The sequence below is a fragment of the Enterobacter quasiroggenkampii genome, from assembly GCF_043972695.1.
In the GTDB taxonomy this organism is placed as follows: Bacteria; Pseudomonadota; Gammaproteobacteria; order Enterobacterales; family Enterobacteriaceae; genus Enterobacter; species Enterobacter quasiroggenkampii.
Genome location: NZ_CP143745.1, coordinates 2940760 through 2960593, shown reverse-complemented (window position 1 = coordinate 2960593; position 19834 = coordinate 2940760). Strand labels below are relative to the sequence as shown.

The following is a 19834-nucleotide window of genomic DNA, read 5'->3' as shown; positions in this document are numbered from 1 at the left end:
GATCAATACGTCGCGTAGTTGTGCAGAAAAATTATAAGAACTTATAAAACACGGACGTGGATGTAATGGCACCGTCCGGCATCAGGGCATAGCGCGGGATCTCACCAACCTTTTGCCAGCCAGCACGCTGGTAGAAGGTTTCGGCCCCACTGCCGGTGGAGGTATCGAGCACCAGCACCGAAATCTCTCTGGCTCTGGCTTCAGCTTCCAGCGCTTCCATCAATGCCATCGCGGCTCCTTTCCGGCGAGCTTTCTCGTGAACCAGCAGCTTCGCCACATCGGCGCGATGCGGCTGGTTTTCGGGCTGATCTGTGATCAGCTGCACCGTTCCGATGACGCCGTCCTGCGCATCGACGCAGGCAAGCACCAGTCGCTCGCCACGCGCGACGCTTTCGGCAATACCGCGCCAGAAAATACGGGCCTTATCCAGGCCATAAGGAAGCATAAAGCTGACGGATGCCCCGCCGTTTACGCAGTTTTCGAGGATCCCGGCCAGCGCATCAAGATGGGTGAGGATCTCTTCCCGGGTGAGATTTTTGATTTGCAGTGAGGTATTCATTGTTTTTCCTTACGTTGAATACACTCACTTTGTATTTAACAACTTATTAACGCAAGCGGATCGGACATAGGCTTTTGTTATGTCACCGGGCGCGCTGGCGCTGCTGTTTCATGGCGTACATCTTTTCATCGGCATCTTTTAACCACTGCTGCAGGTCGTTGCCGTTATGATCGAATTCGCTAAGCCCCCATGAGAAATGAAGCGACCAGGGATGCAGCTTGCGGGCGTTATAGTGTTCCACCTGCTCAGCGAGATACTGCATGGCAATCCAGGCGCCCTGCTCGTCGGTATCCGCAAACAGCACGGCGAACTCGTCCCCGCCAAAACGCACCAGCAGATCCGCTTCGCGGAAAGAAGCACGCATCAGTTGCGCCATGGCTTTCAGCGCCTTATCACCCTCTTCATGCCCGAAGCGATCGTTGATTTCCTTAAAGCGATCCAGATCCAGCCAGCCGAGCGTGAGCGGCTCAGCCCGGCGTCGGGCAACGGAAAGCGTGAACCGCACCAGCTGATTAAAGCCCCGACGGTTGAATAAACCCGTTAATTCATCCGTTGTCGCCGCGCTGATAGCGGCAAACTCATCTTCAGCCAGCGCGCCAAGATCCCCCAGCACGGCGAGATCGGCCGCTGAAAACTCCCTGGGCGCGTAGTCAATCAGGCAGAGCGAGCCCACGCTCGCGCCGTCACGCAGGCGCAGCGGGAAGCCCGCGTAAAAACGCACGCGAGGTTCACCGGCCACCAGCGGATTATCCGCAAAACGATCGTCCTGCAGCATGTCTCCCACCACCAGCGGTGCTTCGGTGAGGATCGTATGGCCACAAAACGAAATGTTACGCGGTACGGAATTGGGTGCCTGCCCGTCTGCCGACTTCACAATAAGTGAATGCTCATCAATCAGATTGACCATCGCCAGCGGCACCTGGAAGAAGCGCTTTGCCAGACGAGTTAACCGGTCAAACGCCGGGGAGCTGTCTATCTCAAGCAAACCGGATTCGCGCAGCGAGTTCAGTCTGTCTGTTTCATTTTCAGGGGTTGCAGGTGCTTTCATAATGTCTCCTGACGTAAAGCGTTACTAAAAGCGTAGCTTAAACAGAGACATTGTCAGTGTTCGAACGTCCTGTTAAGCCGCTTGCTATTCACGTCAATGCCTTATGACGATTAACGCAGCTATATTTCACTCCCGGAGGTCGCGGCAACCTGCTCGTCCGACATCCGGGCACTGGTACGATTTCGACCCGCTTTTTTTGAACGATAAAGATGATCGTCCGCTTCGGCCATCAACGTGTTGAAGACCTCGGTCAACTGCCATGACTCAGACTTTCCGCTTCCGAGGCCAATACTGACCGTCAGATAGAGCGTCTGGTGGCGCCACGTAAAAGGATGGCTGGCGACGTTGGTTCTGATACGTTCCGCCAGTTCATAACCGTTTTGCGCATTACCAGAGTTTACCACCACCGCGAACTCTTCCCCGCCCATTCGCGCAACCATGCCGTCTTCGCCGACAACCTGTTGAACCTGCCGGGCAAATGACGCCAGCACGCGGTCGCCACACTCGTGACCATAGTTATCATTAATGCTTTTAAAGTAATCGATATCCAGCAGCATGACGGTCAGAAAACGCGAGTGCCGGTGCGTCTCTTCGTGTTTTAACGCCTCATAAAGCCCGGAACGCGAGTAAACATGCGTTAAGAAGTCATAATCCGCCCGCAGGGAAACCTGACGGATCAGGGAATTAATGGCAGCCATGCTGACGGAGACCATCACCGGACAGATCGCCATCGTGGCAATACCCAGCCGGGCAGAAAACATCATTGGGGTGGTAAACGGCGTCGCCACGGCAATATTAATCACCGAGTTGGCGACCAGAATAATTTCAATGGCGCCCGTCACAAACGTCAGCAAGCAGGTCACAGGCAATGGGTAGCGTACCGCACACCAGATAAGCGCAGGCAGAGGAAAAGAGAGGCTCCCCGCTCCGCCGATCACCACCGACGCGACCACCGAGACAATTAGCGCAATAACCGGTAACAGTTGCTCCAGACGCAACCTGAATTCGCGCACGGGCATGCCCAGCGTGAGCATACACGGCACAACAAGCACGCCGGTTGAGAACTGCTCGCTAAACCAGTCGGCAAACAACGGCCAGAAGGTGTGACTGTCAATCCCGACCGAACCTACCGCGCCGAGCAACGCGCATAGCAGCGCGGCGATCAGACAGTAGTTGAACAGGCGTAATGCGTTAAGCGGATCGGGGGTTTTCTTCATCAGCCGCTTGTCACGCTGAACCAGCACGGCCACAACGACGATAAAGACCATGTTAGACAGGTTGATCACCACGGAGGCCATCCCCCAACTGGTCGTGACCGCGTCGTACAACAGCATCGCGACATAGGATACCGCATAGTAATGCAGGCGATTCAGGAAAACATAACGGGCAAAGATCCCTGCCATCACGCCATTGAGTGGCCAGAACAGCGACAAGGCCTCCACGAGACGTAATTCCGCGCCCACAAAATAGAACAAGGTGGTGAGGATAAAGATCGTCGATGCATTTCGCAGCGGCGTGTCAGGCTGGAACGGTCTGAAAGCGGTAAGAGCAGAACGCATTAAATATCATTCCATATGAAAGCTTATGGCAATTATTGCGGTCGTCAGCACGATCGGAGCTCACTTAAGATGCATCTATAACACAAATACAGCGGGATCATAACTCGTCAAATTTAGGCGTTCATCTGCAGTACCAACCAGTGGTGAATAACGCTGACGATATACTGCTGCTGCTGCGCGGTGAGCTGAACACCGTGTGGAATATTATGCCATTTTGCCAGGCAGCCCCGACAACAGGTGGCGGTAGCATGCTGGGCGATAAACACCGGGTGACCGCGCATGGGCGTCTGTTTCCCGTCGTTTGCAGGTTGTGCAGGGGCAAGACGCTTTTCGACAAAATCCGCGGCATGCCGGTCAATGGTATCTGGGCCTTTGTCCCAGCAGTACTGCCGTTCCTTATCGCCTAAGCGAAAGCGCGAGCGAAACGTCGATCGCGCCAGACGGGAAAAAAGAGGATCCAGGTCAGACATCAGTAGACTGAACGTCCCATACGCTGGGTCAGTTTCTCCAGAACCGCGACACCGGCAAGGGAATTTCCGGTTTCATCCAGCTCGGGGCTCCAGACCGCAATCGCCATTTCATGCGGCACAATAGCCACGACTCCGCCACCGACGCCCGATTTAGCCGGGAGACCAACGCGCCAGGCAAACTCGCCGGCGTTTTGATACATCCCGCTGGTCGCCATCAGCGCGTTAACCTGGCGTGCCTGCAGAGGTGAAACCACCTCCTGATCGAGATGCGGCGCGTGCCCCTGATGCGCCAGGAACAGGAACGTCTGAGCCAGCTCAACGCAGCTCATCTTCAGGGCGCAGTAATGGAAGTAGTTTTGCAGGACGGTCGCCACGTCGTTATGGAAATTGCCGAAGGATTTCATCAGCCACGCGATGGCCGCGTTACGGGCGGAATGTTCGAATTCCGAGCGGGCCACCACCGGATCGTAGGCAATGTCGTCGACGCCCGAAAGCTGGCGCACGATCTCCAGCATACGCTGACGCGGCGCGCTGAGGCGGCTTTGCAGCATATCGCAGACCACCAGCGCCCCGGCGTTGATAAAGGGATTTCGCGGTTTACCCTGTTCTATCTCGAGCTGAAGCAGCGAGTTAAAAGGCTGGCCGGACGGATCTTTGCCCACCCGCTGCCAGATCTCGTCTTCTTCATACTGGCGCATCGCCGCAACCAGACTGAGCACTTTCGAAATGGACTGAATGGAAAAACGTTCTGTTGCATCCCCTGCCTGGTATCGCTGTCCGTCGATGGTACAGATAGCAATGCCCAGCTTATTCCCGCTGACCGAGGCAAGGGCCGGAATATAGTCGGCAACCTTCCCCTTTCCAATTAACGGACGAACCTGCGCCAGAATCTCGTCCAACATCTCATTATGGATGACCGCAGCCACACTTTGCTCCTTGCCCTCAGGCTAAAACGGGCTGCGAGTATAACAGAGGCTTATGTATTGCGTCAGGCGCTAAGACGAAAACGCGAAACGGCCTGCAATAAAAGATCGGATTGCTTTTGCAGACGTTCAGAAGCATCCGAGGCGTCAGAGACCAGTAAATCCGTCTGACGGGAGACCTGGTTCAGCGCCTGAAGCTGACGCGTCATCTGGTGAATACTGTCTCCCTGGCTGAGCGTGGCGGTGGAGATCTCATTAAGCAAACTGCTTAAATTGCCCACCAGACCGGTGACCTGCTGCAGATTCTCTTCCATCAGGGTGACGGCACGAGAACCGTCTTCAATCCCCTGCACCGAGCGGTTGATCAGCTCCTGAATGGTCTGCGTTGAGTGGCTGCTCTTTCTGGCCAGCAGCCCAACCTCCCGGGCAACGACGGCAAATCCGCGCCCCTGATTTCCGGCATGGGCCGCCTCAATAGCGGCATTCAGCGCCAGGATGTTCGTCTGAAACGCCACGCTGTCGATCATCGCCACGATCCCGCGCATCTCTGACGATCGCTCGACGATCGCCTGCATGGACGCGTTTACGGTCGACATCTTCTGGTCTCCCCCCACGGCTGCCTGGCGCGCTTCATCGGCCCGGGCGCTGGCGAGTCTGGCATACCCGGTATTGCCTTCAACGTGGCTTTCGAGCGCCGCGATATGCGCCGTCACATCCTCAAGCTCTTTCGCCTGGCGTGCCGACTGCTGATACAGCTTCTGGTTACCCTGTGCCAGGGCATCAATGTTCTCCACCATGGTCGCCGTGGCATGGCTGACCTGCGTCACCAGCTGCTGCAGGCCAAGCTGCATCGTGGCAATACTGTCGCTAAGCTGCCCAATCTCGCGATTGAAGCGCATAACGTTCGGCGGCGTGCCGGAGAGATCCCCTGCTGCCAGCCGGTTGATATGCGCGATGAGCCGACGCAGCGGCGTAATCACCCATCGGGACATACCGAACCAGACGACAGCGGCGATGGCGACTAACAGCACCGGGGCAAACAGGAATAACGTTTGCAGGTCGGAGAGCTGCGCCATGAGGCTCTGACGCCCCTGCATCGCCTGCTTCTCGCTTGCCTGCTGATAGCGCGCATAGTTGTCGTTAAAATCCGTCTGAAACGCCTGCGCCGGGACGGCAAAAAAAGCGTCGATGGTGTTGGTCTTGACCAGACCTTCAGCCTGTTCTTTGATCGCACCGTAGAAAAGTTGATAGCTGTTCACCAGCGCGTCGTCTTTCGGGGGATTCAGCGCCAGCCAGGCCTTCCACGCCTGCTGCGAAACCGTCAGCGCCTTTTGCGCGTCATCCATCAGGCTATGCCAGCTTCCGTCGGAGCCGGTCTCTTTATCCTGCATAAACCAGACGCCGGAGCGGTTAAGGAGATCGCTTGCGGCCAGCAGAGAGACGCGAGCCAAATCCAGCTTGCTCTGCTGCTGCCAGGCCAGCAGGTTGTGCTGCTCGTTGCGCTGGGCTTCGTTCAGGGAGGCGTTAAGCAGGAGTGACGAGGAGAGCTGCAGCGCGGAGAAAAGGCCAATGATGCAAAAGATCCCCGTCAGCAGGCCAAAGTGACGGGGGGTGAGACGCTGCGCAATACGGCGAAAAATTTGCGTTAGGTTCATAATTAGCTTCATTTACAAGGCGTTAGACGCGAGCGAGTCTACGAAATGAAAATGACAGAACCATTGCAGATTAGTGACAACGGCCCTCGCGATGAGGGCCGAAATTAAGGATTACACGCGATCCTTCCACACCGTCTGCGCATTACAGAACTCGTGCAAGCCAAAGTGGGAAAGCTCGCGGCCAAAGCCGCTTTTCTTCACGCCGCCAAAGGCTACGCGCGCATCGCTGGCGCTAAAGCCGTTGATAAACACCCCACCGCACTCCAGCTCGCGGGAGAAGGTCTCTGCCAGCGCATCACTGGCGGTAAAGACCGTGGCTGACAGACCAAAATCGCTGTCGTTGGCCAGCATCAGGGCGTGCTCCGCGTCTTTCGCGACCGTAATGGCCGCGACCGGACCAAACAGCTCCTGACGGAACGCCGTCATCGACGGGGTGACATTCGCCAGCACGGTTGGCGCATAATAATTCCCCTCGCCGCTGATTTTCTCACCGCCCAGCAGCAGCGTTGCCCCTTCTGCCAGCGTCGCCTGTACCTGCTGATGCAGTTCATCGCGCAGATCAAAACGCGCCATCGGGCCCAGATAGTTTTCTTCCAGGTCCGGCGCACCCAGCTTCAGGGCCGCAACCGCATCGACAAAGCGTTGGGTAAAGGTGTCCGCAATACCTTCTTCCACAATGAAGCGTTTGGCCGCCGCGCACACCTGTCCGGTATTCTGGTAGCGGCCTGTTACCGCCGCCTTCACGGCAAGATCCAGGTCGGCATCGTTGAGAACGATGAACGGGTCTGAGCCGCCCAGTTCAAGAACGCATTTCTTCAGCGCGGCCCCCGCCTGAGCACCAATGGCTGCCCCGGCACGCACGCTGCCGGTGACGGTCACCGCCGCAATACGACGATCGTTAATCGCCTGGCTGACGCCGTCGTTGGTGGCGTTCACCCAGCCGAACACGCCTTCAGGGAAACCCGCATCCGCAAAAATCTGCGCGATAAGATCCGCCGAGCCGAGCACATTGGGCGCGTGTTTGAGCAGATAGCTGTTCCCTGCCAGCAGAATCGGCACCGCGCCGCGCAGCACCTGCCAGAGCGGGAAGTTCCACGGCATTACCGCGAGGATCGGCCCCAGCGGACGGTATTCAATAACCGCGTTCTGGTTTTCCACCTGCGTGGGTTCCGCACGCAGCATCCCCGGGCCGTGCTCGGCGTACCAGTCGCACAGGCCAGCGGATTTCGCCACTTCCGCCCGCGCCTGCTGAATGGGTTTGCCCATTTCACGGGAGATCGTCTGCGCCATCTCTTCAGCGCGATGACGCAGCGCGGCACCAAGATCGCGCAGCTTTTGCGCCCGGTGGGAGACGCTTTCGCGACGCCACTGGCGATAGCCCGCGTCGGACTGAGAAATCGCGCGTTCAACCTGTTCCGGCGTCGCCCACGGATACGCGGCGAGGGTTTCACCCGTGGCCGGGTTGACAGAGAAGGCATGTGTTGCAGAGGAATAAGTCATGGTGTTCTCCACGTTTTTCGGTTGATTAATTGTGGCCCACTCTGCTATTTCTTAAAAATGAATAATACTAACCACCTTATTCACGAAACGAGAACATTATGGATTTAACCCAGCTTGAGATGTTTAACGCCGTCGCGCTGACGGGCAGTATCACCCAGGCGGCGCAAAAGGTGCATCGCGTGCCGTCTAACCTGACGACCCGCATCCGCCAGCTGGAAGCCGATCTGGGCGTTGAGCTGTTTATTCGTGAGAACCAGCGTTTGCGTTTATCCCCGGCCGGGCATAACTTCCTGCGCTACAGCAAGCAGATCCTCGCGCTGGTGGATGAAGCGCGCATGGTTGTCGCGGGGGATGAGCCGCAGGGGTTATTTGCCCTCGGCGCGCTGGAAAGTACCGCCGCCGTGCGCATTCCGGAAACGCTGGCACAGTTTAACCAGCGCTATCCGCGCATTCAGTTTGCCCTTTCGACCGGGCCATCCGGGACGATGATTGATGGCGTACTGGAGGGAACCCTCAGCGCCGCCTTCGTCGACGGGCCGCTGTCGCACCCGGAGCTGGAAGGAATGCCGGTCTACCGGGAAGAGATGATGCTGGTCACGCCTGCCGGGCATGTGGAGGTGACGCGCGCCGCGCAGGTCAGCGGCAGCGACGTGTATGCCTTTCGCGCCAACTGCTCGTATCGCCGACACCTGGAGAGCTGGTTTCACGCTGACCGCGCCGCGCCCGGTCGCATTCATGAGATGGAATCCTATCACGGCATGCTCGCCTGCGTTATTGCGGGCGCGGGCATCGCGCTGATGCCGCGCTCGATGCTGGAGAGTATGCCTGGACATCATCAGGTGGAAGCCTGGCCGCTGGCAGAAAACTGGCGCTGGCTCACCACCTGGCTGGTGTGGCGACGCGGGGCGATGACCCGCCAGCTGGAGGCCTTTATAGCGCTGCTAAACGAACGTCTTCAACCAGCGCCTTCTCCATAAACAGGCTGAGCGGATCGTCAACGTACGGGGCAAACGCCGGGCGCAAATCGTATCCGCACTGTTCATAAAGACGCACCGCGGCATGCTGCTTGATGCCCGTCTCCAGCCGTACCGTATGGCAATGACGGCTCAGAGCTTCATCTTCCAGGGCGGCCAGCAGCGTCTCTCCCAGATGCTGGCCACGATGGGCCGGGTCAATATAGACCCGCTTCATCTCGCCCGTACCGTCGCCGTTGAGCACGATAGCGCCACAGCCAACGGCCTGAAGCTGCTGGTCGCGAATGATCATCAGGATCAGCGAGGCTTCCGGCAGCGCAGCCAGATCGAGCAGATGATTACTTTCAGCGGGATAGAGTTCGCTCTGATAGCGGTCAAGCGCCGCGATCAGGCTAAGAATGTCCGGGTGACGTGCAGATTCAGAGGTAATGGAATACATGGCAGGCTCCTTGCTTTTTTATGAGGCTAAATTTCAACATAGCGCAGGCCTGCCAGGGTGCTTCATAGTATTAACTTATGTCATGACGCCAGCGTCAACTGGACATCTAACGCCCTCAACCCGGCCTGTGTCGCTTCGTCCAGCCTGCTGTCCGTGACGATATCCGTCAGGGTATTAAGATGCGCCACGTTAAACAACGACCAGGCTCCGTACTTGGAACTGTCCGCCAGCAGCACGCGACGTTTTGCATTGGCAATCAGATCCCGCTTTAAGGCAGCCTTCTCTTCCGTTGGTGAGGTAATGCCGCGGGTGATATCCCATCCGTTACAGCTAACGAAAGCCACGTCTGGCCACACGTTCTGCAGCAAGCGACGCCCGTGCTCACCGATGCAGGACTGACTCGAATCATCAATACGCCCGCCAATTATCGTCACTTCAATCTGACGGAATTCCGAGAGAAACAGCGCGATGTGCAAGTCGCTGGTAATGACGCGAAGCGGCAGATGCGTAAGTTGGCGAGCGAGTTCAATCATCGTGGTGCCAGCATCAAGAACAATGGCGTCGCCCGCTTTAACAAAGCTTGCCGCCGCGCTGGCGATGGCGTGTTTTTCTGCCAGACTGCGCTGCATTTTTTCATGCGTTGTGGGCTGGGAAGGAATAAACCGGTTAAGGGTAACACCGCCATGGGTGCGGCTAATGACACCTTCCTGATCGAGCTTTATCAGATCCCTGCGGATCGTCGCCGGAGAGGCATCGGTAATTGCCACCAGCTGATCCACCGTCACCAGATTGTGCCCTTTCAGGTAATCCATTATCTGCTCTAACCGGTTATATCCCTTCATATCATTCCCGTGTAATTTGCATAGCCAACTGGATAGACACCGTCATGCTCTCAGACTTCGCTTTGCCGGTCCAGGCAATATCGAATGCGGTACCGTGGTCCGCAGAGGTACGGATAAACGGCAAGCCGGCGGTGATATTCACCCCGTCATAAAAGCCGAGTAATTTTAGCGGAATATGCCCCTGATCGTGATACATCGCAACGACCATGTCATACATTCCTTCGTGGCATTGCATAAATACCGTATCCGGTGGACACGGTCCGGTGACGTTTAACCCCTGCGCTTTCATCGCGTCGACAGCCGGGCCGACAATCTTGATCTCTTCATCGCCAAACAGGCCGTTTTCACCCGCATGCGGGTTAACGCCGGCAACCGCAATGCGCGGTTGTTGAAAGCCGACGCGTTTCAGGAATCTATCCGCAATCCCAATCACGGTTTTTACCCGATCCTGATTGAGCGTATCAAGGAATTTGCGCAACGCAATGTGGGTCGTGATGTGAATCACCTTCAGTTTGTCCGTATACAGCACCATGGCGTAATCTTTGCTGTCGGTCAGATGCGCCAGCAGCTCGGTATGACCCGGATAGAGATGACCGGCCAGGTGCAGCGCCTCTTTATTCAGGGGAGCCGTTGCAATCGCCTTCACCTCACCCGCCATCGCCAGTTCGGTAGCACGCTTCACGCAGCGATAAGCCAGATCCCCGGCCTCAGCCTGAACGATACCCGGCTTCAGTGCATCAGGATCGGCCAGCGGTTCATCAAGCACGTTAATCACGCCAGCGGCAAAGCGCGCGCCGCTGACCGTGTCGATAGTGCGGATATCCGCCTGCCCGGTGATTCCTTTCTCAAGCACCCGCTGCAGCGTTCTGGCGCAGCCCACAACCACCACAGGCGCCCCTGACAACTCACCCTCGGTGAGGGATTTGATGATGATTTCCGGGCCAATGCCAGCCGGGTCACCCATGGTTACAGCAATAATTTTAGTCACTCAGTCTCTCCTCGATAAAATGCAACACCTCAAGCAGCGTCTCTTCGTTTCCGAAGCCCCCTGCTTTGGTCATTACCGGCTGCTGCCAGCCACAACCCAGAAATTTTCCGACTGGCACGCACTGTGCGACGCACTCGGTAATCTCAAACCCCCGAGCGTCCAGTGCCCTCGCGACAGCCATCGCCACGTCGCCACCGGAGACGTACAGCGCGTCAGGCGTCTGCGCCGCCAGCACCTGTCGGGTCAGTTCGCCTAAAAACGTACAAATTTTTTCGCCCAGGCCTGCGCGGGTGACGCGATACTGCTGGCAGAGTTGCTCGACCTGATGCCGGGCCTCGTGACCCGCACAGGTATGCACAATGCAGTGATGGCCAGACTGAAGTACCTGCGCAATCTGTTCGAGATACCCGGACGTGTCTCCGCGCAGCGCGTCATTCACATCAATGAGTACCGACGAGACGTCCGCCTGGCTTACCGCCAGCGCAATCTGTCGTTGCGCGATCTCACTCATCGAGCCGACGACGGCCAGCAGTTGTTTACGCCGGACCGGGGCCAGATGACGGGCCAGCGCATCGCATAGTCCGGCAGAGCCCACCAGCAGCGGCGTCTGCGCGCAGGCCAACGCGGCATCGATAATGGCGTCCATCTCCTCATCGGTGTGCGCATCCACGATGAGCCATTCCGTTCCTCGGGCGAGTTCGGCTGTGAGTGTTTTCACGGTCACGCTTTTAGCGCTGACCCCGGTAAACAGGTCAGCAATAGCGGCAGACGGGACGGGCGTTTTGGGATCGCTGGCAAATTCGGTTTCATTCACCGGAACGCCGTTTACCAGACACCTGCCGTACCGCGTGATCCGCCCTGCTGACGGGTATGACGGCGCCACGATCACCTGCCGCCTGCCGCTTAATGCCTTAAGAACCTGAGATTCGGCTCCTGCGTTGCCGCGCAGCGTGGAATCCATCTTTTTAATGAGCCAGCGGGCATCCGCGATTTCAGCCCCGAGTGCGGCCACCCTTTCGGCCGCCTCCGATGCCTTCAGCGCCCGGGAGTCGGTGTTAACGATCAGCACCTCGCTCGCATGGGTAAACGGTGTATGAAACGCCACGCTGACTTTTTTGCCGCACAGCGCCAAGCTGACACCGGCATCATTTGCGCCGGTAAAGTCATCGGCGACGACCACGACCTCTCTGTTCACATTGCTCACTTTCATCCCCACTTCGGGTTAGCCTTTCCCGTTAATGATTATATTCAATCATGATTGATTATATGTGAGCAAGATCAAGTTAATCAGTTTGCGAATAAATTATAAATTTAACCACACGATGACCATGAAGCGTCTTGCTTGAGCGAAATCAATCATGGATACAGAGACAGGAGAAAAACGTGGTTACGATCAACAGCACCCTGATTAGCGGGGCGAATGCCATCGCCGCCATCAGGCCATTACTTACTGATAAAAAGCAGATCCTGCTGGTGACGGACGGCAATATTGCGCGTCTGGAGGCAGCAAAGCAGATCCGCGCGATCCTCGAAGAGGACCAGCGCGGCGTCACGATTATCGACAATGTCCCGCCTGAGCCCACCCATCACGACGTGAACCAGCTGCTCTCGATGTTAAAGGGAACGTTTGGGCTGGTCGTCGGGCTCGGCGGCGGTAGCGTACTGGATGTAGCCAAACTGCTTTCAGTGCTTTGTCACCCGCTTTCTCCGGGGCTGGACAACCTGCTCGCGGGCATAAAACCGGTGGCACGCATCGCGTCACTGCTGATCCCGGCCACTGCAGGAACCGGATCGGAAGCGACGCCGAATGCCATTCTGGCCATACCGGAGCAAAGCACGAAAGTGGGCATCATCTCCCCCGTCCTGCTGCCCGATTACGTCGCCCTGCTGCCGGAGCTGACGACCAGCATGCCCGCACACATTGCCTCATCCACCGGGATTGATGCCCTGTGCCATCTGATTGAGTGTTTCACCTCAACGGTCGCTAATCCGGTTAGCGATAACGCCGCGCTGATGGGCCTGTCTAAGCTGCTCAACAACATTGAAACGGCCTGCGCCGAACCGGGCAATCTGCTGGCGAAGCTGGAGATGCTGTGGGCGTCTTACTACGGCGGGGTCGCCATTGCACATGCTGGCACGCACCTGGTTCACGCCCTGTCCTACCCGCTCGGCGGCAAATATCACCTGCCTCACGGGGTGGCCAACGCGATTCTGCTGGCGCCCTGCATGCGCGTGGTTCGTCCCCACTGCGTGACGAAATTTGCGCAAGTCTGGGATTTGGTGCCCGGCGCGGATACGTCGCTGTCAGACGAAGAAAAATCCCACGCGCTGGTGGAGTACTTTGCCGCGCTGGTTCGCAGACTCAACCTGCTGGATAACCTGGAGACACTGGGCGTACCGCGTGAAGATATCGCCTCCCTAAGTGATGCGGCCCTTAACGTTAAGCGGCTCATGAACAATGCACCCTGTCAGGTTAATCACGACGAGGTGCAGGCGATTTACCGGACACTGTTTCCCCAACATTAATAGCCAAGGAGTGTGTAATGCGTAACAACATCAGGGGCGTGCTAACGGCCGTTGTAACCCCCTTTGACATGGAAGGCGCGCTGAACCTGTCGGGCCTGAAACGACAGATCGATCGTCAACTCAGTGCTGGCAACGGCATCTTCTGCGGCGGCACAAACGGCGAGTTCTTCGTGCTTAACGAAGAAGAAAAAATCGCCGTCACCCGCACCTGCGTGGAAACGGTGGCCGGCCGCGCACCGGTCGTGGCGCACATTGGGGAAATTTCGACCCGCGAAACCATCCGTCTGGGGAAACAGATCGCCTCGCTGGGCGTCGATGCCGTTTCCGTCATTACCCCTTACTTCGTTCCGCTGAAACAGTCCGAACTCGTCGCGCACTACACCGCTATCGCCGACGCGCTAGCCGTACCGGTATTTCTGTACAACATTCCAGCGCGTACCGGCAATACCATTGAACCCGCTACCGCACGCGCGCTGGCCGAACATCCCAACATCGTCGGTATTAAAGACAGTGCCGGGAGCTATGAAAGCCTGCGCGGATTCCTTAATGCGGTGAGGGACATGGATGGATTCGACGTGCTCAACGGCCCAGATTCGCTTATCCACCAGGGCTTCGTAGAAGGATGTTCGGCCTGCATTTCCGGGCTGGCAAACGTGGCGCCGACGGCCATCAACGCTATCTGGTCACGCTTTAACGCGGGGGATATTGACGGTTCCCGCCTTGCGCAGGAGAGCGTCACCCAACTGCGCACCGAGCTGTACAACGTGGCGTTTTCCCCTGCTGCAGTCAAAAAAGCGCTGCAGATCATGGGGGAAGACGTCGGTGAGAGTCGATATGCCGTGGCATTTAGCGAGCAGCAGTGCCAACAGATACGCCGAATAGTGACAACGTCACTTAACTAAACGGCGTTGGTTTCGTCAATAAGAATACCGGGTACCTGAGGTGCCCAGGATTCACTCGCCCTGAAGAGAGGCAAAGATGAATAATTTTACCGCTGAAGATACCCTAATCATTGTGGGCATTGTTATTGCTTACATCCTTTTCACCACCTGGCTGACCTTCCGGATCCGCAGTAAAAATTCAGGCGATTTTATGGAAGGCTCCCGCGCGATGCCGGCGTTTATTGTCGAGATCCTGCTGATGTCCGAGTATATCGGCGCTAAATCCACCATCGGCACCGCACAGGCGGCGTTTGAAGACGGCTTTGCCGCGTCATGGTCGGTCATCGGGGCCGCGATTGGCTTCCCGCTCTTTGGCCTGTTGCTGGTAAAACGCATCTACAACACCGGGAAAATCACTATCTCTGGTGCGATTGCTGAAAAATACGGTAACAGCACCAAAAACATTATCTCTGTCATCATGATTTACGCCCTGCTGCTGGTTAACGTGGGAAATTACGTCAGCGGCGCAGCGGCTATTTCCACCGTACTGAAAGTCAACCTGCCCGTTGCCGCCTTCATTACGGCCATCGTCAGTACCTTCTACTTCGCCTTTGGCGGCATGAAGGGGGTAGCCTGGGTGACCGTACTGCACAGCGCGCTGAAATACTTTGGTATCCTCGCTATCATGGGCTTTGCGCTCTCCAAAACCGGCGGCTTTACGCCAATGATTGAAAACATGCCGGCCTTCTACTGGACCTGGGACGGTAACATCGGTGCGTCGACCATTTTCGCCTGGCTCATCGGCACCATCGGCTCTATCTTCTGTACCCAGTTTGTAATCCAGGCAATCTCCTCCACCAAAGATGTGAAATCGGCCAAACGCTCTACCTGGGTCGCCTTCTTCTTCTGCCTGCCGATTGCGCTGGCCATTGCGGTGATTGGGGTGGCGGCAAAATACCTGCACCCGGAAATTAACAGCCTGTATGCAATGCCGATTTTCCTGCAGGACATGAACCCGTGGCTGGCCGGCCTGGTCACCACCTCTCTGGTGGCGTCTATTTTCGTCAGCGTCAGTACCGTGGCACTGGCTATCGCCTCCCTGGTGGTAAAAGACTTTTACGTGCCGATGCGCAACCCAACGCCCGATCAGGAGTTTAAGGCCACCCGCTGGATCTCCCTGCTGATTGGTTTCCTGCCGCTGATTTTTGTTCTGCTGGTACCTGAAGTCCTGAAGCTCTCGTTCTTTACCCGCGCCATTCGCCTGTCGATTTCCGTGGTGGCCGTTATTGCGTTTTACGCGCCGTTCTTCCGCAGCACCCGCGGTGCCAATGCGGGCCTGATTGGCGCCTGCGTCGTCACCTCCGTCTGGTATCTGCTGGGCGATCCTTTCGGCATCAACAATATGTACATTGCCTTGCTGACCCCTGCCGTCATCATGGCGATCGACCGCCTCATTCCGGGAAAAGCGCAGGGTAAAGCACCAACCCCCGCTCAAAATAATGGAGTCTGATATGTCTGTAACCGTAACCCGCGACGGGATTGTTCGACCACAACAGGATGCGCACGTGCAAACCGCCATGCTGCCCTCCTCTTGCCCACAAAACCACGCGGCGAATCTGCTGCCGCTGCCGGATGGCTCGCTGATGTGCGTCTGGTTTGGCGGCACTCAGGAAGGCATTGCCGATATCTCCGTGTGGGGGTCACGCCTGGCACCGGGCAGCCAGCAGTGGAGTGATGCGGTAAAACTGTCGGACGATGCCACGCGTTCCGAACAGAACCCGGTTCTGTTCCTGGCCCCGGACAACGTCCTGTGGCTGCTGTGGACCGCGCAGATCTCAGGTAATCAGGATACGGCTATCGTTCGCTATCGCCAGTCCCGGGATCTGGGGAAAACCTGGGGGGAGATCGCTACCCTGCTCGATAAACCGGGCACGTTTATCCGTCAGCCGATTGTCGTGGTGGATAACGGTAACTGGCTGCTCCCGGTGTTTTATTGCCGTACCCAACCAGGTGAGAAATGGGTCGGAAACGACGATATCAGCGCGGTAAAAATATCCGGGGACGGCGGCAAAACGTGGCGCGATGTTGAAGTACCGGAAAGCCTCGGCTGCGTACATATGAATATTACCCGCCTGCTCAACGGCACACTGGTCGCCCTGTTCCGCAGCCGCTGGGCAGACAATATCTATTACAGCCAGTCAACGGATAACGGCGAAAGCTGGTCCGTACCGGAGCCCACGGAGCTCCCTAATAATAACTCCTCTATCCAGGTGACCACGCTTGCGGGCGGTGAACTCGCGCTGGTCTTTAACCCCATGAGCGCCGCTGGGGCGCGGGAACGTCGCGCCTCGTTATACGATGAAATTGACGATGGTGATGACCGCAAGGAGCCGGTTGTTACCCACGGTCGGACGGCCTTCTGGGGCGCACCGCGGGCGCCGATGACCGTCGCCATTTCGCCTGACGGCGGAAAAACCTGGCCGTGGCAGCGTCATCTGGACGAGGGGGATGGTTACTGCATGACCAACAACTCTCTGGAAAAGCTGAACCGCGAATTCTCCTATCCCAGCATCAAACAGGGGCCCGATGGCGCGCTTCATATCGCGTACACCTACTTCCGCCAGGCCATCAAATATGTGCGGGTGACCCCGGAATGGGTTAAGGAGTCCATATGATCATCGGTCATCTCAACGCCCTGCCGCTGGCAGGGCTTCCGTCTACGTTGTACGCCCTGCTATCCCGTCCGGACTGCACGCTGCAGGCGCTCAGCGAACGCGATGACGGGCGCTGGCAGCCGGAAAATGCAACCTGGTTTTGCCAGATTGGTCCGGCGCAGACGCAGCCACGTGCAGATCGGCATACGGAGTACCATCGCCAGTGGGCCGATATTCAGGTTGTACTGGCAGGAGAAGAACATATTTATGCTGGCGCACGCCCCACTGGCAAGCCGGAGGACGAAGAGCGTAAACCGGATCTCTTTATTACTTCACCTGCTGAACACAGCGTGAGGATCCGTCTTGCCGCAGGAGACTTTGCGGTCTTTTGTCCGGGAGAACCCCACCAGGCGCTGTGCGCCGCAGAGGCGCCGCAGACCGTTCGCAAAGCGGTATTTAAAATTCCCCGAGCGATGCTGGAGGTCTGACATGCGTCACGCCGTCGTCACCGGGGCCAGCTCCGGAATTGGTGAGGCCATCGTCAAGCGTTTACTGGCGGAAGGCTGGCAGGTCACCGGGCTCAGCCGCCGGGCAGTGATGCTGAATGCCCCTGGCTTCACGAGCCTGCGCGTGGATATCAGCGATCCTGCTGCGCTGTGCAGTGCCCTGCAAACCATCGCGACGCCCCAGGCGGTGATCCATGCTGCAGGGATGATGGCCGCTGCGCCCCTGGGCCAGCTCGAAAGCGATGTGAGCGCCTCACTGTGGCAACTCCACGTCCGGGCCTGTGAGGCGTTGTTTAACCATTTTGCGCCCGCAATGGCCGCAGGTGGACGGTTTGTGGCGATTGGCAGCAGAACCTCTCGCGGTGCAGCAGGACGATCGCAGTACGTTGCCACCAAAGCAGCGATGGTAGGGATGGTCAGAAGCTGGGCGGCGGAACTGGCCCCGCGCGGGATCACCGCTAACGTGGTCGCGCCAGGGGCAACCCAAACGCCGATGCTCAGCGCACCGGGGAGAGAAACCTCGCCGCCGAAGTGTCCGCCAATCGGACGTCTGATCGCCCCAGAGGAGGTGGCGGGGTTGGTGAATTTCTTACTTAGCAATGAAGCCGCCGCTATCACCGGTCAGGAGATGGTGATATGCGGCGGCGCCTCACTCGGCTAGCGCAGGAAAACGCGCCCTTTCAGATACAGGGTGGCCTGACCGCCGATCAGCACGCGGTCGCCCTTCAATTCGCAGCGCAGATCCCCGCCACGGTGTGACACCTGGCGGGCATTGAGTGACGTTTTACCCAGCTTTTCGCTCCAGTAAGGGATCAGCATGCTGTGGGCAGATCCGGTAACCGGATCTTCGGGCACCCCTTCGCCCGGGCAGAAAAAGCGGCTGACGAAGTCATATTTATCGCCCGGCGCCGTCACGCAGATCATTTTATCCAGCGGAAGCATTGCCCCAATATCCGGCGTTAACGCTTCTACCTGCTGCTGGCTCTCCAGCACCACCAGGTAATCACGTCCAACGCGCACCTCTTTTGCCTCTGTGATGCCCAGGCCGCTAAACAACAGCGCAGGTGGGTTCTCGACCACCTCCGTTGACCACGCGGGGAAGTTCAGCGTCAGCCAGTCGCCGCTGCGTTTAACCGTCAGCTCGCCCACGAAGCGCGTGGTGAAGGTGATTTCAGTGTGCGGATAGTCAAGGTATTCGAAAATAACGTGCGATGCGGCAAGCGTGGCATGGCCGCACAGGTTAATTTCATCCAGCGTGGTAAACCAGCGCAGCTCAAACCCACCGTCGGTACGGACGAAAAAGGCGGTCTCAGACTGGTTATGCTGCTGCGCCATTTTGAGCAGCGTCTCGTCCGGCAGCCACTCTTCCAGAGGACATACCGCTGCCGCGTTGCCGCCAAAGGTTTTGTCGCTGAAGGCATCCACCAGATAAAAATCAATTTCCTGCATTGTCTCTTCCTCTCTTGTTATGGGTATTTAGCGCAGAAAAACTGTGCCTTTCAGATAAAGTGAAGCCTGTCCGCTCATCAGCACACGCGAGCCTTTCAGTTCACAGCGCACGTCGCCGCCGCGCGCGGAAACCTGACGGGCAAGCATGGCTGTTTTCCCCAATTTTTCGCTCCACCAGGGAATTAGCATGGTGTGCGCGGAGCCGGTGACCGGATCTTCCGGTACGGAAACGCCGGGGGAGAAAAAGCGGCTGACAAAATCGTATTCCCCCTCACCGCGCGCCGTCACGCTCACCTTATGCTCGCCCGGCGTCATCGCCGAAAAATCCGGGGCGAGGGCCTCGACCTGCTGGCGATTTTCCAGAACGATGACCCAGGCGCGCCCTTTACGGGCTTCAACGTAGCGGCTGATACCCAGCGCCGAAAGCATTTCCGGCGGGGGCGTCTCTTCATGGGTTGGACATGCCGGGAAGTCCAGCGTCATCCAGTCCCCCTCCCGGGTGACCGTCAGGCGGCCAGAGGCGGTATCAAAGTGGATCCGCGCGTCCGGATAATCCAGCTCGGTAAACAGTACGTGCGCCGCCGCCAGCGTAGCGTGACCGCAGAGATTGACTTCGCTAAGCGTGGTAAACCAGCGTAGCTCAATGCCCCCTTTGCTGCAGACGAAAAACGCCGTTTCCGACTGATTATGCTGCTGCGCCATCTTCAGCAAGATCTCATCGGGTAACCATGCTTTCAGCGGGCACACGGCGGCCGGATTACCGCCAAACGTGGTATCGCTGAACGCATCGACCAGATAAAAATCAATCTCCTGCATTGTCTTACCGCCTGTTTTTATTGTGTTGTTCTTTTATATTCAATG

20 protein-coding genes are annotated in these 19834 nt (G+C 57.4%); 7 read left to right on the top strand and 13 right to left on the bottom strand.

Features of this window, described 5'->3' with window-relative positions; translation table 11 throughout:
• Positions 1 to 31: 31 nt before the first annotated feature.
• The 7 genes from V1572_RS14260 to sad all read right to left on the bottom strand — a co-directional run bounded on the left by V1572_RS14260 (position 32) and on the right by sad (position 7714).
• Positions 32 to 559, bottom strand: coding sequence for a GNAT family N-acetyltransferase (locus V1572_RS14260; protein ID WP_395299277.1), 528 nt, complete (start codon positions 557 to 559; stop codon positions 32 to 34).
• 82 nt (positions 560 to 641) lie between these two features.
• Positions 642 to 1607: a sensor domain-containing diguanylate cyclase gene (locus V1572_RS14255; RefSeq protein ID WP_262810680.1), complete on the bottom strand. Its 966-nt coding sequence runs from the start codon at positions 1605 to 1607 to the stop codon at positions 642 to 644.
• Between the two features lie 119 nt (positions 1608 to 1726).
• Positions 1727 to 3166, bottom strand: a complete 1440-nt coding sequence (locus V1572_RS14250) for a GGDEF domain-containing protein (RefSeq protein WP_395299276.1) — start codon at positions 3164 to 3166, stop codon at positions 1727 to 1729.
• A 113-nt stretch (positions 3167 to 3279) separates the two neighbouring features.
• Entirely contained in the window at positions 3280 to 3636 is a 357-nt protein-coding gene (locus tag V1572_RS14245) for a DUF4186 domain-containing protein (protein WP_045910538.1), read from the bottom strand.
• Positions 3636 to 4562: a glutaminase B gene (gene glsB / locus V1572_RS14240; protein WP_045910537.1), complete on the bottom strand. Its 927-nt coding sequence runs from the start codon at positions 4560 to 4562 to the stop codon at positions 3636 to 3638. Before glsB ends, V1572_RS14245 begins: the two co-directional genes overlap by 1 nt.
• A gap of 62 nt (positions 4563 to 4624) precedes the next feature.
• On the bottom strand, positions 4625 to 6214 hold the full coding sequence (locus V1572_RS14235) for a methyl-accepting chemotaxis protein (protein WP_395299275.1): 1590 nt from the start codon (positions 6212 to 6214) through the stop codon (positions 4625 to 4627).
• 111 nt (positions 6215 to 6325) lie between these two features.
• Positions 6326 to 7714: a succinate-semialdehyde dehydrogenase gene (sad, locus tag V1572_RS14230; protein WP_395299274.1), complete on the bottom strand. Its 1389-nt coding sequence runs from the start codon at positions 7712 to 7714 to the stop codon at positions 6326 to 6328.
• 98 nt (positions 7715 to 7812) lie between these two features.
• On the opposite strand from sad, the gene ptrR reads away from it, so the two are divergent.
• On the top strand, positions 7813 to 8691 hold the full coding sequence (gene ptrR, locus V1572_RS14225; protein WP_032674777.1) for a putrescine utilization regulator PtrR: 879 nt from the start codon (positions 7813 to 7815) through the stop codon (positions 8689 to 8691).
• On the opposite strand, the gene V1572_RS14220 is transcribed toward ptrR, so the two are convergent.
• The 4 genes from V1572_RS14220 to dtnK form a co-directional block, all read right to left on the bottom strand.
• Positions 8645 to 9127: a GNAT family N-acetyltransferase gene (locus V1572_RS14220; protein ID WP_024908460.1), complete on the bottom strand. Its 483-nt coding sequence runs from the start codon at positions 9125 to 9127 to the stop codon at positions 8645 to 8647. The genes ptrR and V1572_RS14220 overlap by 47 nt on opposite strands.
• Positions 9128 to 9207: 80 nt before the next feature.
• Positions 9208 to 9969 carry a DeoR/GlpR family DNA-binding transcription regulator gene (locus tag V1572_RS14215; protein ID WP_023311787.1) on the bottom strand — a complete coding sequence of 254 codons (762 nt, stop codon included), beginning with the start codon at positions 9967 to 9969 and terminating at the stop codon, positions 9208 to 9210.
• Position 9970: 1 nt separating this feature from the next.
• Positions 9971 to 10957 carry a D-threonate 4-phosphate dehydrogenase gene (locus tag V1572_RS14210; protein WP_063621615.1) on the bottom strand — a complete coding sequence of 329 codons (987 nt, stop codon included), beginning with the start codon at positions 10955 to 10957 and terminating at the stop codon, positions 9971 to 9973.
• Positions 10950 to 12167 (bottom strand): D-threonate kinase, encoded by a 1218-nt coding sequence (dtnK, locus tag V1572_RS14205; protein WP_395299273.1) that lies wholly within the window; start codon positions 12165 to 12167, stop codon positions 10950 to 10952. Before dtnK ends, V1572_RS14210 begins: the two co-directional genes overlap by 8 nt.
• Before the next feature lie 173 nt (positions 12168 to 12340).
• Here dtnK and V1572_RS14200 point away from each other — a divergent pair, with 173 nt between their 5' ends.
• From V1572_RS14200 to V1572_RS14175, 6 genes are all read left to right on the top strand, one after another.
• Complete coding sequence (locus tag V1572_RS14200) at positions 12341 to 13483, top strand: iron-containing alcohol dehydrogenase (RefSeq protein WP_395299272.1); 1143 nt, start codon at positions 12341 to 12343, stop codon at positions 13481 to 13483.
• Positions 13484 to 13500: 17 nt separating this feature from the next.
• Positions 13501 to 14385, top strand: coding sequence for a dihydrodipicolinate synthase family protein (locus V1572_RS14195; RefSeq protein ID WP_395299271.1), 885 nt, complete (start codon positions 13501 to 13503; stop codon positions 14383 to 14385).
• A 76-nt stretch (positions 14386 to 14461) separates the two neighbouring features.
• Positions 14462 to 15874, top strand: a complete 1413-nt coding sequence (locus V1572_RS14190; protein WP_395299270.1) for a sodium:solute symporter family protein — start codon at positions 14462 to 14464, stop codon at positions 15872 to 15874.
• 1 nt (position 15875) lies between these two features.
• A complete protein-coding gene (locus V1572_RS14185; protein ID WP_032640178.1) occupies positions 15876 to 17039 on the top strand; it encodes an exo-alpha-sialidase in 1164 nt (387 codons plus the stop codon).
• Positions 17036 to 17506 (top strand): YhcH/YjgK/YiaL family protein, encoded by a 471-nt coding sequence (locus V1572_RS14180; protein ID WP_196352267.1) that lies wholly within the window; start codon positions 17036 to 17038, stop codon positions 17504 to 17506. Before V1572_RS14185 ends, V1572_RS14180 begins: the two co-directional genes overlap by 4 nt.
• Before the next feature lies 1 nt (position 17507).
• Positions 17508 to 18185 carry an SDR family NAD(P)-dependent oxidoreductase gene (locus V1572_RS14175; RefSeq protein ID WP_196352268.1) on the top strand — a complete coding sequence of 226 codons (678 nt, stop codon included), beginning with the start codon at positions 17508 to 17510 and terminating at the stop codon, positions 18183 to 18185.
• Here V1572_RS14175 and V1572_RS14170 read toward each other — a convergent pair.
• Together V1572_RS14170 and V1572_RS14165 are read right to left on the bottom strand one after the other, a co-directional pair.
• A complete protein-coding gene (locus V1572_RS14170) occupies positions 18182 to 18973 on the bottom strand; it encodes a PhzF family phenazine biosynthesis protein (protein WP_024908451.1) in 792 nt (263 codons plus the stop codon). The genes V1572_RS14175 and V1572_RS14170 overlap by 4 nt on opposite strands.
• Positions 18974 to 19000: 27 nt before the next feature.
• Entirely contained in the window at positions 19001 to 19789 is a 789-nt protein-coding gene (locus tag V1572_RS14165; RefSeq protein ID WP_111966680.1) for a PhzF family phenazine biosynthesis protein, read from the bottom strand.
• Positions 19790 to 19834: the final 45 nt, after the last annotated feature.

Excerpts from the sequence above, each read along its gene's own strand:
- V1572_RS14260 (WP_395299277.1), bottom strand. The coding sequence starts at position 559 with ATGAATACCTCACTGCAAATCAAAAATCTCACCCGGGAAGAGATCCTC.
- V1572_RS14255 (WP_262810680.1), bottom strand. The coding sequence starts at position 1,607 with ATGAAAGCACCTGCAACCCCTGAAAATGAAACAGACAGACTGAACTCG.
- V1572_RS14250 (WP_395299276.1), bottom strand. The coding sequence starts at position 3,166 with ATGCGTTCTGCTCTTACCGCTTTCAGACCGTTCCAGCCTGACACGCCG.
- V1572_RS14245 (WP_045910538.1), bottom strand. The coding sequence starts at position 3,636 with ATGTCTGACCTGGATCCTCTTTTTTCCCGTCTGGCGCGATCGACGTTT.
- V1572_RS14235 (WP_395299275.1), bottom strand. The coding sequence starts at position 6,214 with ATGAACCTAACGCAAATTTTTCGCCGTATTGCGCAGCGTCTCACCCCC.
- sad (WP_395299274.1), bottom strand. The coding sequence starts at position 7,714 with ATGACTTATTCCTCTGCAACACATGCCTTCTCTGTCAACCCGGCCACG.
- ptrR (WP_032674777.1), top strand. The coding sequence starts at position 7,813 with ATGGATTTAACCCAGCTTGAGATGTTTAACGCCGTCGCGCTGACGGGC.
- V1572_RS14220 (WP_024908460.1), bottom strand. The coding sequence starts at position 9,127 with ATGTATTCCATTACCTCTGAATCTGCACGTCACCCGGACATTCTTAGC.
- V1572_RS14215 (WP_023311787.1), bottom strand. The coding sequence starts at position 9,969 with ATGAAGGGATATAACCGGTTAGAGCAGATAATGGATTACCTGAAAGGG.
- dtnK (WP_395299273.1), bottom strand. The coding sequence starts at position 12,167 with ATGAAAGTGAGCAATGTGAACAGAGAGGTCGTGGTCGTCGCCGATGAC.
- V1572_RS14195 (WP_395299271.1), top strand. The coding sequence starts at position 13,501 with ATGCGTAACAACATCAGGGGCGTGCTAACGGCCGTTGTAACCCCCTTT.
- V1572_RS14190 (WP_395299270.1), top strand. The coding sequence starts at position 14,462 with ATGAATAATTTTACCGCTGAAGATACCCTAATCATTGTGGGCATTGTT.
- V1572_RS14185 (WP_032640178.1), top strand. The coding sequence starts at position 15,876 with ATGTCTGTAACCGTAACCCGCGACGGGATTGTTCGACCACAACAGGAT.
- V1572_RS14180 (WP_196352267.1), top strand. The coding sequence starts at position 17,036 with ATGATCATCGGTCATCTCAACGCCCTGCCGCTGGCAGGGCTTCCGTCT.
- V1572_RS14175 (WP_196352268.1), top strand. The coding sequence starts at position 17,508 with ATGCGTCACGCCGTCGTCACCGGGGCCAGCTCCGGAATTGGTGAGGCC.
- V1572_RS14170 (WP_024908451.1), bottom strand. The coding sequence starts at position 18,973 with ATGCAGGAAATTGATTTTTATCTGGTGGATGCCTTCAGCGACAAAACC.
- V1572_RS14165 (WP_111966680.1), bottom strand. The coding sequence starts at position 19,789 with ATGCAGGAGATTGATTTTTATCTGGTCGATGCGTTCAGCGATACCACG.